16 protein-coding genes are annotated in these 14316 nt (G+C 37.2%); 2 read left to right on the top strand and 14 right to left on the bottom strand.

Annotation, left to right across the window (positions count from 1 at the left end; translation table 11 throughout):
- Nucleotide 1: 1 nt before the first annotated feature.
- Nucleotides 2–442 carry a low molecular weight protein arginine phosphatase gene (locus FEU33_RS14355; RefSeq protein ID WP_146550168.1) on the bottom strand — a complete coding sequence of 147 codons (441 nt, stop codon included), beginning with the start codon at nucleotides 440–442 and terminating at the stop codon, nucleotides 2–4.
- Nucleotides 443–498: 56 nt separating this feature from the next.
- The gene (locus FEU33_RS14360) at nucleotides 499–996 is read right to left on the bottom strand and encodes a manganese efflux pump (protein ID WP_146550169.1); all 498 of its coding nucleotides are present in this window, start codon (nucleotides 994–996) and stop codon (nucleotides 499–501) included.
- A gap of 204 nt (nucleotides 997–1200) precedes the next feature.
- Between FEU33_RS14360 and FEU33_RS14365 the strand changes: the two genes are divergently transcribed.
- A complete protein-coding gene (locus FEU33_RS14365) occupies nucleotides 1201–1746 on the top strand; it encodes a GNAT family N-acetyltransferase (RefSeq protein ID WP_146550170.1) in 546 nt (181 codons plus the stop codon).
- Nucleotides 1747–1897: 151 nt separating this feature from the next.
- Here FEU33_RS14365 and FEU33_RS14370 read toward each other — a convergent pair whose 3' ends face one another.
- From FEU33_RS14370 to FEU33_RS14425, 12 genes are all read right to left on the bottom strand, one after another.
- Entirely contained in the window at nucleotides 1898–2935 is a 1038-nt protein-coding gene (locus FEU33_RS14370; protein ID WP_146550171.1) for an L-threonylcarbamoyladenylate synthase, read from the bottom strand.
- A gap of 114 nt (nucleotides 2936–3049) precedes the next feature.
- Nucleotides 3050–3670 carry a stage II sporulation protein R gene (locus tag FEU33_RS14375; RefSeq protein ID WP_186731436.1) on the bottom strand — a complete coding sequence of 207 codons (621 nt, stop codon included), beginning with the start codon at nucleotides 3668–3670 and terminating at the stop codon, nucleotides 3050–3052.
- A gap of 45 nt (nucleotides 3671–3715) precedes the next feature.
- Nucleotides 3716–4582: a peptide chain release factor N(5)-glutamine methyltransferase gene (prmC, locus tag FEU33_RS14380; protein WP_146550173.1), complete on the bottom strand. Its 867-nt coding sequence runs from the start codon at nucleotides 4580–4582 to the stop codon at nucleotides 3716–3718.
- Complete coding sequence (gene prfA / locus FEU33_RS14385) at nucleotides 4566–5645, bottom strand: peptide chain release factor 1 (protein ID WP_146550174.1); 1080 nt, start codon at nucleotides 5643–5645, stop codon at nucleotides 4566–4568. Before prfA ends, prmC begins: the two co-directional genes overlap by 17 nt.
- A gap of 527 nt (nucleotides 5646–6172) precedes the next feature.
- A complete protein-coding gene (locus tag FEU33_RS14390) occupies nucleotides 6173–6769 on the bottom strand; it encodes a thymidine kinase (protein ID WP_146550175.1) in 597 nt (198 codons plus the stop codon).
- A gap of 200 nt (nucleotides 6770–6969) precedes the next feature.
- A complete protein-coding gene (gene rpmE, locus FEU33_RS14395) occupies nucleotides 6970–7170 on the bottom strand; it encodes a 50S ribosomal protein L31 (RefSeq protein WP_119414086.1) in 201 nt (66 codons plus the stop codon).
- A 196-nt stretch (nucleotides 7171–7366) separates the two neighbouring features.
- Complete coding sequence (gene rho / locus FEU33_RS14400) at nucleotides 7367–8650, bottom strand: transcription termination factor Rho (protein WP_146550176.1); 1284 nt, start codon at nucleotides 8648–8650, stop codon at nucleotides 7367–7369.
- Between the two features lie 134 nt (nucleotides 8651–8784).
- Nucleotides 8785–9753 carry a class II fructose-bisphosphatase gene (glpX, locus tag FEU33_RS14405; RefSeq protein WP_146550177.1) on the bottom strand — a complete coding sequence of 323 codons (969 nt, stop codon included), beginning with the start codon at nucleotides 9751–9753 and terminating at the stop codon, nucleotides 8785–8787.
- A 93-nt stretch (nucleotides 9754–9846) separates the two neighbouring features.
- Nucleotides 9847–11139 carry a UDP-N-acetylglucosamine 1-carboxyvinyltransferase gene (locus FEU33_RS14410; RefSeq protein ID WP_146550178.1) on the bottom strand — a complete coding sequence of 431 codons (1293 nt, stop codon included), beginning with the start codon at nucleotides 11137–11139 and terminating at the stop codon, nucleotides 9847–9849.
- A 15-nt stretch (nucleotides 11140–11154) separates the two neighbouring features.
- Nucleotides 11155–11802 (bottom strand): fructose-6-phosphate aldolase, encoded by a 648-nt coding sequence (fsa, locus tag FEU33_RS14415; protein ID WP_146550179.1) that lies wholly within the window; start codon nucleotides 11800–11802, stop codon nucleotides 11155–11157.
- Nucleotides 11803–11891: 89 nt separating this feature from the next.
- Entirely contained in the window at nucleotides 11892–12746 is an 855-nt protein-coding gene (locus FEU33_RS14420; protein WP_146550180.1) for a class II fructose-bisphosphate aldolase, read from the bottom strand.
- Between the two features lie 94 nt (nucleotides 12747–12840).
- Nucleotides 12841–13191: a response regulator gene (locus tag FEU33_RS14425; protein WP_146550181.1), complete on the bottom strand. Its 351-nt coding sequence runs from the start codon at nucleotides 13189–13191 to the stop codon at nucleotides 12841–12843.
- Between the two features lie 166 nt (nucleotides 13192–13357).
- Here FEU33_RS14425 and FEU33_RS14430 point away from each other — a divergent pair, with 166 nt between their 5' ends.
- Entirely contained in the window at nucleotides 13358–13876 is a 519-nt protein-coding gene (locus FEU33_RS14430) for a DUF2529 family protein (protein ID WP_146550182.1), read from the top strand.
- Nucleotides 13877–14316: the final 440 nt, after the last annotated feature.

Below are 14316 nucleotides of genomic sequence, written 5' to 3' on the forward strand. Positions count from 1 at the left end.
GTTACTCCTCCAATAATTTCTTTTCAAGTTCATCCATCAATATGCTAAGTTCTTGAAATGTTTGACGATATGCTGATATATCCCTGCCAAACGGATCTAATACATCTAAATCACTAGATTCAATCGCGTATTCTTTCAATGTGAAAGTTTTATCCGCCACTTGTGGAAATAATTGCAAAAGGGATTCCTTGTGTCCAGTTGTCATAGTTAGAATCAAATGAGCCCAGCGTAGATCCTCTAAGCTAACTGGTTGCGAAATATGTTCGTAATCAATGTGCTGCTCTTCTAATACGTTTTTTGCATTTGGTGACATAGGACTACCAGCCATAGCGTAAATTCCTGCTGACTTCACTTCAGTTTTCGGCAGATTTCTTGATTTTAAAATAGCTGCTGCCATTGGACTTCTACAAGTATTTCCAGTACATATAAAATAAATATTCATCGGACATCCTTACCTTTCAATTATATAATAAAATGAAGCAATAGTACTCACTTTTTTTACAAATCGAGAGAAATAATACCCATCAAAAGTAATACAATCCCTGCAATTACCTGTAAATATACTCCTATTTTTATGGGGATCCTTTTATTTAGGGCTAATGCAATATATGAAAATGCAAATGCAAATACTCCCATGCTACAAACAAGTAGTGATTCCTTTAATTGAAGCATACCAAAAGATATACTAACTGAAAAGGTATCTAAACTGGTAGTAATTGCTAATAGTATAACGGGTATATGGGCAGTTTTCTGCTCCTTTACTGCTAATAATAGTTGTACACCGATCATACTTAATAATATACCTGAAATATTCTGTGCAAGATTAGATATATATAATATGAGCCATTCGCCAACATGAAAACCAATAAAAGGAAAAATCATATGGAGAGCACCTGTCCAGAGTGAAAGCCAAAAGCGATATTTCACGTGTGGTATCAATAAGTATATTGTCAACACATCCATAGCTGTGATAATAGCCGCAACAATTTCAGTCACAACGCCCCTCCGTTCTATAGGAATCTCTTTTATCCTATGTTTTGGACTTTATCCGTTATGCTGGAATTTTGTGGTTAGAATCATCAGAATATGACTCCATCATTTAATGGACGCATTTAAAAATTCAATTAAAGGCTTTTAACAATAAAAAGCGAATAAGATTTTATATACATATCGTGGAATGAATCATAGGAGGAAATGATCATGAAAATCCAATCAAAAGAATTTCATCTTCACCATCTAAATTATATTGTAAGATCGGCAAATGAACAGGATGCTCAAGATCTGTCTATTATAAGATTACAAATAGATGGCGAAACAGAAAATTTAGATAGAGAAAAAGGGGAAGCGTACATAGATAAAATCGGCTTTAAAAAAATGATAAGAGATGATACAGAAAGTCCTCATAATCTATTCTTAGTTGTGGAAGCCCATAAAAAGATTGTAGGATTTTCAAGATGTGAAGGAAACAATTTGAAAAGGACTTCACATAAAGCGGAATTTGGAGTCTGCATATTAAAGGAATACTGGGGATACGGAATGGGCAGTAACTTATTAAAAGAATCCATTCGATGGGCAGATTCAACTGGCATAAAAAAAATGATTTTAAATGTTCTTGAAACAAATGATAAAGCCATTATGCTGTATCAAAAATACGGTTTTGAAGTAGAAGGAATATTAAAAAAGGACAAACTTCTATCTGATGGGAATTACTATCATACTATTATAATGAGTAGATTGAAGAATTAAGAAATCTATGGGAATTTTTTAATGATTTTTCTTTAATACTTCAAATTACTATCCACTAAAAAGTAGCCGGTCATGAGAAATAACTTGTCCAGCTACTTTTATATTAAGCTATTAGGCTACAGAAAGTTCCCTTCTATTGTTTAAACCTTTTTTACTTTTGAAAGTCTTTCGCATACCATTTTCCACCTGCGGATTTTTCAAGGCGGTTCATAATAGCTGCGCCGACTCCCTGTGTTGTGGTAACTGTTGCTAAAACGATATCTGCGGTCGTTAAATCACACGCACGTAACGCATGAAAAAGATTGGCTGCCATATCGTCCTGACTTTCCCCCAAAGTAAAGAACCAATCCGGCGCTAATTGTTCAAACCTTTGCGGTGCTAATAATGCCACCTTATGACCATCTTGATGTAATTCTTGAAGAGCCTCTGCAACTTGCTGTTCATCTTTTTCTATCAAGAAAACAGGTGCGTTTGGTGCATAATGCGTATACTTCATACCTGGCGCACGCGGAGCACCTTCTTTTTGTTCCATATGTGTTGGTTGTTTGACAGGTCCGATTATTTTTTCAAGCATTTCTTTTGTAATAGCACCTGGTCGTAAAATAACAGGAGTTTCTAATGTTAGATCGATGACCGTAGATTCCACTCCAACTCCCGTAGCTCCACCATCTAAAATCATCGGGATTTTTCCTGCTAAATCTTGTTCAACATGAATGCCCTCTGTGGGACTTGGCTTTCCACTACGATTGGCGCTTGGAGCAGCAACTGGCTTCCCTAATTTTTGCAGTAATTTTAATGCAACAGGATGACTAGGCATACGGATTCCAACAGTATCAAGCCCGGCGGTCACACTTTTTGCAAGTACATTGGGTTTTACCTTGAAAATCATTGTTAAGGGGCCCGGCCAAAATGCATCCATACATTTTCTTGCTTTATCTGAAATATCAATTACATATTTTCCAATTTCATCGACAGTACCAATATGTACGATTAATGGATTATCAGACGGTCTCCCTTTTGCTATATAGATTTTTTTGACGGCTGTGTCATTTGTTGCTACGGCTCCAAGACCATAAACCGTTTCTGTTGGAAATGCTACTAATTCTCCCGCATTTAACAAATCCACAGCTTGTGAATAACTTTTTTCGGAATCCACATGATTATCCACAATTAGACGTTGTGTTTCCATATCGTTTCCCCCCATTATAGAAGAGTTTTCAGAAAGTTATGCACAATTTGTTGATAACATTGCTTGAATTGTGGACAATTTACCAAATATTGTGGGTAACTCTAATCTTTATCTTTAATCTTTAAATAAGTCTTTCAACCATTCAATGATAAAAAATTTTGGCTTTTCCTCTGCCTTTTCTTCTTTCTTCTCTTCTTTCTTTTCTTCTTCATCATGATAACAAACTTTAGGAAATAAACCACACCACCAATTATCTCCTTTGCCTGCACCAATCTTCACAACGATTGCTTGATACTTATCTTGAGCATACAATTTTTCCTCATCACGTTTTGGTGGAAATAATGCAGCTCCAGTTGTGATTTGAATATTTTCATTTTCCATTTCGGTCGCTAATTTATTTTTGATTTCCTTTTCAATTGCTGATAGATTCAGATCTGTCGATGAATTTTGTACTGCATGATCTAAGATGGGTTTAATTTCTTTGACTAGCTGATGTTTATACTGTTGGTCTTCTGCAGAATTGCTATTCGCAATAATACGAAATCTTGGTTGTTCTAATTCCACACTATATTGCTCTGTTAAAAATCCCTGAATCACAATAAGGATTAACTGTATCAATAAAAGCGCTGTGATAAATCGCAAAAAAATCGTTGCTTGTGATGGTCGTTTTGGTTGTTTAATAGTTTCATATGTCCATGTTTGTGGTTGTTTTATCATATAGTAATCTTCTATCATCTTATATCCCCTCCATGACTCTATCATGGACAACGAGATTACTAATTATTCACCTAGTTCACAAAAAACCATGCGATTTTTTCTATTTATATCTTGCAGTATATCAACTTTTGCTTGTGGAAAACTTTCTTTAAATAAATTCGCCACAGCTGGTCCTTGCGTATAGCCAATTTCAACCCCTATAAAACTAGGCTTCGCCATCAAATTTGGTAGATTCTTTGCGAGTCTTTTATAAAATGCTAGTCCTTCGTCATCTGCAAAAAGTGCAGTATGTGGTTCATGATCCAGTACAACTTCAGACATTTCTTTTGCTTCGTCGTATGCAATATATGGTGGATTGGATAATATAACTTGCCATTTTTGTTGCTCGATCGGTGCTGTCAAATCGCCCTTCTCAAAATGAATTTCGGCATTCAACAGTTTGGCATTCTTTTTAGCTACTTTTAAAGCATTTTGTGAGATATCTGTTGCTGTTACAAGTAAAGATGGGATTTCTTTTTTCATCGTAATAGCAATGGCACCACTACCAGTTCCTATATCCGCTAGTTGAATGACTGGCTGCTCTCCAAAAATACGTTTGATGCGTTTAGTTGCTTCTAAGACCAGTTCTTCTGTTTCTGGTCTTGGGATGAGAACAGATTCATCGACCCTAAAAGTTCGTCCGTAAAACTCTTCTTCCCCAAGAATATATTGAATGGGCATTCCCTTTGCATGGGATTCAACCATTTTCCAGAAAACTTGACAATCAGCTTCCGCGATCTCGTCTTGCAGACTAACTAATAAGTCTGTGTATGATTTTTTTAATACATGTTGTAAAAGAAGTCTTGCGGCAATTTCTTCTCGACCATTATCTCGTAAAAAAGAAGAAGCCCTATTCAGGACCTCATAAATAAACTTAAATTGCTGTGTCATTCAGTGCATCCAATTTTTTGGCTTGTTCTTCTAAAATCAATGCATCAATGATTTCATCTAATTTACCTTCGATAATTTGGTCGAGTTTTTGAATGGTTAAACCAATACGGTGATCTGTTACACGGTTTTGAGGATAGTTGTAGGTGCGGATACGTTCCGAACGATCCCCTGTACCAACAGCTGATTTACGCTCTGCATCAATTTCACTTTGTGCATCTTGTTGCAGCTTATCATATACACGTGCACGAAGTACTTTTATCGCTTTTTCGCGGTTTTTCAGTTGAGAACGCTCATCCTGCATAGCAACAACGATACCTGTTGGAATATGTGTCATACGAACAGCAGATGCGGTTTTATTGACATGTTGGCCACCTGCACCTGATGAGTGGTAAATATCTACTCGGATGTCCTTTTCTTGAAGATCCAATTCTACTTCTTCCGCCTCTGGCATAACTACAACAGTAGCTGTAGATGTATGGACACGACCTTGTGATTCTGTTTCTGGTACACGTTGTACCCGATGTGCACCACTTTCATATTTGAATTTAGAATAGGCACCCTGACCATTGATCATAAAGATGATTTCTTTGTATCCACCAAGTTCTGTTGGATTCGCATTCATAATGTCGATTTTCCAACCTTGTGCTTCAGCATATTTGCTATACATGCGGAACAGTGTGTTTGCAAATAACGCTGCTTCATCTCCACCAGCAGCACCACGGATTTCCATAATGACGTTTTTGTTATCATTCGGATCTTTTGGAATCAATAAAATACGAAGACGTTCTTCATAATTTTCGATTTGTTTTTCTAAAGTATTAACTTCTTCTTTTACCATTTCTTTCATTTCTGTATCCAATTTATCTTCTAACATTTCTTTAGCTTCTGCTAACTGTTCTTTTGCAGATTTATATTCGCGATAAACATCTACCGTTTCTTGAATATCAGACTGTTCTTTTGAATATTTTGCTAATTTTTTTGAATCAGATACCACATCTGGATCGCTTAGAAGTTCATTTAGCCTTTCATAACGATCTTCAACAGCTTGTAGGCGATCAAACATTTTTTTCACCTGAACCTTTCTATAAACATTGATTATTTTATTAGTCGAATCAATTTCATCTATTTAATTGACTCAATCGCATAAACGATACACTTTTTAATGGATTGGATTCATATAGCTAGTACATATAGTCCATTAGTTCGTACTCACTGTATGATAACGAGCTGTTTCCAATTATACGCTCCTTAAATAGTATAATGAAAAAAAGTCGCTATCGCTACTTTTTTAGGAAATAAGCATTGAACTACCTGAACAAAAATGAATTTTAAAGCTTTGCTTTCCTCGCAAAAAAATCTGCTTTTATCTAGAAATTAGAACAAGCAGATTTTTACTCAATAGATTTCGTATTGTTTTGTAGAATAACTCTTAGACAGTCGCTATCTTATTCATTTTCTATCATATTAATGGTCTGTAGAATTTCACTTCAAAACTCAAGTGACAAGTAGACGATTACTCTCTACCTGTAAAAGCCGCATTGATCCAGCTAACACATAATAGAAAAAACCCTCATTGCATGATGGTTCACTCTACTTTTCCATATGCACTTTTCCTGTTGGTACGATATGGTGATGGCGGCAGCGAGGCTCATAGGCTTCTGCAGCACCAACCAAGATAACAGGATCATCAGCGTTGGCAGGTTGTCCGTTGATCAATCTTTGCGTTCTGCTAGCGGGTGCACCACAGACACTACACACAGCTTGTAACTTAGTTACCTGTTCAGCAATTGCCATTAATTTAGGCATTGGACCAAATGGAATACCCTTAAAATCTTGATCGAGTCCGGCTAGTATGACGCGATACCCATGATTTGCTAAGCCTTGAGCTGTATCGATAATATCTTCATCAAAAAATTGTGCCTCATCAATAGCAATCACATCAAAATCATCCGTAATATAATTCCACGTTTCGCCTGATTTTTCAATAGGGTGTGCAATGATTGTGGCTCCATTATGACTGACAACTGCTTCTTCGCTATAACGATTATCAATTCTGGGTTTAAATACAGCAATCTTTTGTTTAGCAAATTGAGCTCTTCGTACACGTCGAATCAATTCTTCCGATTTTCCTGAAAACATACTTCCACAAATTACTTCGATCCAACCATTTTGAGTCATTGTGTACATCAACTAGACTCCTTTCAACTATACGTCTATCATTAAAGAAAATATTGTTCCATGGTTTTCTATATAATTCATCATATATTCATTACATAAATTTTAATATAAGCAACTGCTTTATACTACACAAAAATACTGATTGAAGCAAGAAGAAAAAATACCTGCCTCGCAATGAAATGCTAGGCAGGTATTTAAAATTAACATTACTATTTAAGACCGTATTTTTTGTTGAAACGATCTACACGTCCATCAGCAGACGCGAATTTTTGACGTCCAGTATAGAATGGATGACATTCACTGCAAAATTCAACAGTGATATTTTCTTTTACTGAACCTGTTTTAAATGAATTACCACAAGAGCAAGTTACTGTTGCTTCTTTATATTCTGGGTGAATTCCTGGTTTCATGTTTGGTATCTCCTCTCGCCCTGAACCATCCGGAACAGAGTATTATAAGAACTGTTGCCTTACACGACCCCCAATTAATCTGTCGCATATGCAACGCATATGAAATGCATTATCCGTAGTATAACAAGAAATCAAAAAAAGTGCAATATAAAATTCGGAACCAACACGCAGTAAACAGCGGTTCCATCCATATAAACTATATCAGGCCTTTACCATTTCGTGCTGCTTTCATATCGGTATTCAATGTTTCAAAAAATTCTTCATTTGTCTTTGTATTACGCAATTTTTTTAGGAAACGTTCTGCGAAGTCTGGGGAATCTGAAAATGTCTTTCGAATTGCCCACAATTTATCAAGTTGATCTTTTGGAATCAACAATTCCTCTTTTCGTGTGCCTGATCGTCTAATATCAATGGCTGGGAAAATACGTCGTTCTGCTAGACTTCTATCTAAATGTAACTCTAAATTACCTGTACCTTTAAATTCTTCATAAATCACTTCATCCATACGTGAGCCTGTATCAATAAGGGCTGTTGCTAGAATAGTTAGACTTCCGCCTTCTTCAATATTACGGGCAGCACCAAAGAATCGTTTGGGTCTATGGAACGCCGCTGGATCAATCCCACCTGATAATGTACGACCACTTGGTGGAATGACTAGATTGTATGCACGTGCAAGTCTTGTAATAGAATCCATTAAAATAATAACATCTCTTTTATGTTCTACAAGACGCATTGCTCTTTCTAAAACAAGTTCTGCTACTTTTACATGATTTTCAGGTACTTCATCAAATGTTGAACTCACTACATCCGCTTTAACAGAACGTTCAATGTCTGTCACTTCTTCAGGTCGTTCATCGATTAATAAAACAATTAACTCTGCTTCTGGATATTTTTCTGTAATTGCATTGGCAATTTCCTTCAATAATAACGTTTTCCCCGCTTTTGGAGGAGCAACGATTAAACCGCGTTGTCCAAATCCAACTGGTGCAACTAAATCCATAATACGTGTGGATAGTTTAGTAGGAGTTGTTTCCAATTTGATTTGTCGATCTGGGTATAGTGGCGTAAGTGCTGGGAAATGCACGCGTTCTTTTGCTACCTCAGGATCTTCCCCATTCACGGCTTCAACATGTAAAAGCCCATAGTATCGCTCGTTTTCTTTAGGTGGGCGCACTTTGCCCGTTACCTTGTCACCATTTCGAAGACTAAAACGGCGAATTTGTGATGCCGAAATATAAATATCTTCTGAACTTGGAGAGTAGTTAATAGGTCGTAGGAAGCCGAAACCCTCTTGTTGGATAATTTCTAATACGCCTTCCATGAAGAAATAGCCTTCACTTTCAGCACGTGATTTTAATATCGCAAAAATTAATTCTTTTTTCGTTAACTTTCCATAGTATGAAATTTTGTATTCACGTGCAAGCGCATACAAGTCCTTTAATTTCATATCTTCTAGTTGGGAAATAGTCTTTGTCGTCATAGGCGTAACACCACTCTTTATATAATATTATTAAAAAAAAAATCAAATTATGATATGTGAGTTTTGCGAATTTTTGAATGGAATATGCATTAAGAAGAGGCCCGGCATATGCCGGGCAAGTAAAGATTGGAAGTTTAGTCTTGTATATATAGTTTTGGTTTTTTTGTCAAACTATGTCTGCCCTCGATAAAACGAACAGTTCCTGATTTTGCACGCATTACGACAGATTCTGTTGTACAAAAACTACCTTTAAATTGTACACCTTTCAACAATTCTCCATCTGTTACTCCAGTAGCTGCAAAGATGGCATCATCGCCTTTAACTAAATCATCCATTTTTAAAACTTTATTTACTTCGATGCCCATCTTGTGGCAACGTTCTATTTCTTCATCATTTGAAGGAACCAGTCTACCTTGGAATTCTCCTCCAAGACATTTTAATGCAACAGCTGCAATTACACCTTCTGGGGCACCACCTGTACCCAATAGAATATCCACACCTGTTTCATCAAATGCAGTATTGATAGCTGCTGCTACATCACCATCAGAGATAAATTTAATACGTGCGCCGGCTGCACGAATTTGATCAACGATTGGTTGATGACGTTCACGGTTCAATAATGTAGCCACGACATCTTCAATATTTTTATTTTTTGCTTTTGCTACTGCACGTAAGTTGTCAATAACGGGTGCATCAATATCGATTTTACCTGCTGCTTCTGGACCAACTGCGATTTTTTCCATATACATATCAGGTGCATGGAGTAAGTTACCACGATCAGCAATGGCTAATACAGTTAAAGCATTGCCACTTCCTGCCGCAACGATGTTCGTACCTTCTAGTGGATCTACTGCGATGTCAACTTGAGGACCTTCTGGATCAGATCCAAGTTTTTCGCCAATGTAAAGCATAGGAGCCTCATCCATTTCTCCCTCACCAATTACAACCACTGCGTTCATTGGAATTGAATCGAATACTTCACGCATTGCTGTAGTTGCGGCGTCATCTGCTTCCATTTTGAGTCCACGGCCCATCCATCTTGCTGAGGCGATTGCTGCCGCTTCTGTTACACGAACTACTTCCATTGATAAACTGCGTTTCATTTTTTACTGTTCCTCCCGTTTTCCTGCCTTATGACCGGAATCGTTTCACACTAAAACCATTATAGCATACCGAACATTATCTGCGGATTTTTTTCAGTTTAATCTATTCGTCACACTGCTTTTGCGGTTGGGTTCAATCGTTTCTCTACGGATATCTGCACCTAATGCTTGTAATTTATCAACTATATTGCTGTAGCCACGCTCAATGTGATAGATATCATGGATTTCTGTTTCACCTTTTGCAAGTAATCCCGCGATAATTAACGCAGCTCCTGCACGTAAATCTGTCGCAGTCACCGTTGCAGCCTCTAACTTGGTTGGACCTGTTATAATAGCGGAACGTCCTTCTACTTTAGCATTTGCATTCATTCTGCTGATTTCATCAATATGCTTGAATCGCGCAGAATAGATAGTATCTGTAACAATAGAAGAACCGTTTGCTTGTGTTAAGAGAACCGTAAAGGGTTGTTGTAAATCTGTTGGAAATCCGGGATAAACAAGCGTCTTAATATCGACTGATTTTAAAGCTTCCGTTTTGGGAATGATGATACGTTCTTCTTCTTCAATAATCTTTACGCCCATTTCACGCAATTTAGCTGTCACTGCCTCTAAATGTAGCGGAATGACATTATCGATGATGACACCATCCCCTACTGCGGCAGCCAAAATCATATATGTTCCAGCTTCTATGCGATCCGGTATAATTGTATGATTTGTACCATGCAATTCTTCAACGCCTTCGATTCGAATAACATTTGTACCTGCACCTTTTATCTTTGCACCCATATTCGTTAATAAAGTGGCAACATCAATAATTTCTGGCTCTTTGGCAGCATTTTCAATAACGGTTTTCCCCTTAGCCAGTACAGCCGCAAGCATAATATTAATCGTTGCTCCTACGCTGCTCACATCTAAATAAATCTTCGCGCCATGCAATTCTTCAGCACGCAAATAGATAGCACCATGCTCATTCGTTACCTGTGCACCTAATGCTTCAAATCCCTTAATATGTTGGTCGATGGGGCGAGGTCCTAAATGACATCCTCCTGGCAAACCAATCACCGCTTTTTTGAAACGTCCTAACATGGCACCCATTAAATAATAGGAGGCACGTAATTTTTTTACATTGCCATTTGGTAAGGGCATATCTATCATTAGACGAGGATCGACTACCATATGCCCATCTTTAAATTCAACTTTTCCACCAATTTCCTCAAGCAAGGCCTTTAATGTCCAAACATCTAAGATTTCTGGTAATCCTTCAATCGTTACAGGAGAATTAGCCAAAATAGATGCCGGGATTAAAGCAACCGCACTATTTTTAGCACCGCTTACTTTAATGGTACCTTTTAGATGTTTTTCTCCTGCAATTTTATATACGTCCATGTAAATCTCCTTATATTATTTATCTTTATTTGCCCAATCTTTCATGAAGCCTTCAATTCCTTTGGCAGTCAAAGGATGATTAAATAATTGTTTTAAGACTTTAAATGGTGTAGTAGCAATATGCGCGCCTGCAAGGGCTGCATCTGTGATATGTTGTGGATGACGAATGGAAGCTGCAATAATTTGAGTTGGAATTTCATGAATAGCGAAAATTTCAGCGATTTCACGTACTAATTCTGTACCATCTTGACCAATATCATCTAAGCGACCTAAGAATGGAGAAACATAAGTTGCACCAGCACGTGCTGCCAATAATGCTTGGTTTGCACTAAAGATTAATGTGACATTGGTTTGGATGCCCTCCTTTGAAAGAGCAGAACATGCTGTCAATCCATCTGGTGTCATTGGTAGTTTAACCGTAATATTAGGAGCGATTTTAGCTAATTCATGACCTTCTTTGATCATACCTTCAGCATCTAATGAAATAACTTCTCCGCTTACTGAACCATCAACTAATTCAGCGATTTCTTTTAAACGATCGTGAAATGAAACGTTTTTTTCTTTCGCTACTAATGATGGGTTGGTCGTAACACCAGAGATAATTCCCCAAGAATAGGCTTCTTTAATTTCTTCAAAATTGGCTGTATCAATAAAAAATTTCAATTTGTATTCCTCCTGAATGATGGAAAAATGGAGAAGATTCGATTTTCCATCGATGTCTTCTCCCAATTCTCTCTACTAAAAATATATGCTTAAGCTTTTTGAGAGCTACCGAATTCGCGTATTTTACCAATGACCGTTGCTTTAATCGCTTCACGTGCTGGTCCCAAGAATTTACGTGGATCATAAACCTTTTTATCCTTGTCCAAAATTTCGCGAATCACTTTTGTAGCCGCGATTTGGTTTTCTGTATTCACATTGATCTTCGCAGTTCCTAAAGAGATAGCATGTTGAATATCTTTTGTAGGAATACCTGTACCACCGTGTAATACTAATGGAAGACCCGCTAATTTTGATATTTCTTCCATTTCTTTAAAACCAAGATTTGGTTCGCCTTGGTAAGGACCATGAACTGAGCCAAGTGCTGGTGCTAAACAATCAATAGAAGTCGCTTCAACCAACTTACGACATTCCTCTGGATCCGCATACATAATTCCACCGATCACGCCGTCTTCATTGCCACCAACTGTTCCTAATTCTGCTTCAACAGAAACACCATGTGCATGTGCATATTCCACCACTTTTGAAGTGATTTCAACATTTTCTTCAAATGGGTAATGAGAAGCATCGATCATCACAGATGTAAAGCCTGCGTCTACTGCTTCTTTACATTTATCAAAACTTGAACCATGATCTAAGTGAATTGCTACTGGAACAGTTGTTTTGTAACTTTCCATAAGACCTTTAACCATATTAACAACAGCAACAAAGCCGCCCATGTATTTGCCTGCCCCTTCAGAAACGCCTAAAATGACAGGTGACTTTTCTTCCTCTGCTGCTTGTAGGATCGCTTGTGTCCATTCAAGGTTATTAATGTTGAATTGACCAACAGCATAACCATTTTCTTTTGCAGTAATTAACATTTCTTTCATTGTAACCAAAGCCATCAGTAAATCCTCCTTTAGGATGTAGCATGGTATAAATTTGAATAATGACACTATCATAATAACAAAAAGAATAAGCATTGACTACCGTCTATACTTATTCTTGTATTAATTTGTTGATCGTGTCCTTTACTTCAAAAATATCAAATGGCTTTGTAAAAAAGTGGTTCGCACCCAGCTCTTTTGCCTGATGGATCAAGTCCGTATCCCCATTTCCCGTCATCATAACAACCGGTAATTCTTTGAACAAACTTTTGATATGTTTTAAAATTTCTAGACCATTCATGCCAGGAATTTTCATATCAAGTAAAGCACAATCTATCACATTATTATCTACATATTGAACTGCTTCTATCCCATTAGAAGCTAAAAATGTCTCATAACCTTCGTTTTTGAAAATTTCATTCAGTAATAATCGAATTCCTTGTTGATCATCGACGATTAATATTTTTTCACAGAACCACTACTCCTTATTTTAACATCCAATATATAGTATTCGTGCCTGTCCCTTTTATGTCCTGCATAAAATTGTAAAAAACAAATACTCACTTTTCAAGATGATTTTGCAATTAAAATCAGCCATCTTTATAATAAAAATCATGAGGTGAAATAAAATGTTAAAAATGCTATCGACGCAAACTGGTGGTTTGCTTGCTCAAATCGCTGCTAATCAAGAAGAAGCTATAGAAGAGTCCGCTCGCTTACTCGCTCAGGCTGGTGCCTTCGAAGGTACTGTTTACTTCGCTTGTTTTGATGAATTACAAGCAATCGAATTGAATGCGTTAAAAGCCGCTGAACCATTCAAAAAATTGCGTCCTTGGACAAAACATGTGGAAATAACGGATATAGATCGTGTCTGTATTTTCACCCGTCATGCAAATCAGCCAGATGCATTGGCACTGGCTCATCAATTGTATGATGCTTTTATCCCATTTGCAGTTGTTGCAAATGACAAAGAAGAAGATGCAGGTGAAATGGCTAACTTGGCATACACCTATATTCCAATAGGTATTAAAAAAGGATTGTTACCCAATGAATTAGGCGAACGAATTGTTTTACCACATACGCTGGCGGCATTATTTATCTATGAAGCCATTAAATTATCTTACGATGAAATACTAGCAGGAATGTAAATTTGCTTTTACTCTAAGAACCTTTATATTTTTTTAGATGCTTAGAAACTGAAATTTTTACTTAATAACACACCTTTTTGATTAATAAAATATAATGTATTCGCTACGGCTTGCTCGCTTTCCTGAGGGCGTGGCTTGAGCATCCTCTCCTCACTGCGCTGTGGGGTCTCAACTATTCGCTTTTCCCGCGGATTTATTTGCTCTTTTCGTGGGTTTATTTGCTCTTTCGAAAGGTTTATTCGCTCTTTCCGAGACTTTATTCGCCCCCTTGGAAGGTTTATTTGCTCTTTCCATGGGACGTCGGATTTGTCTTCATTTATCACCTATTTTTTTCAATCAACACATGTCAAAACTCGCCACCTGTCGCTTCAGTTGATAAGGTGTTTTCTCTCCAACCAATTCACTCCTGCTGTTTCGTGCTCATTACAAAAAATCTGCTC

Origin of the sequence: Rummeliibacillus suwonensis, assembly GCF_007896435.1 — a bacterium.
GTDB lineage: Bacteria > Bacillota > Bacilli > Bacillales_A > Planococcaceae > Rummeliibacillus > Rummeliibacillus suwonensis.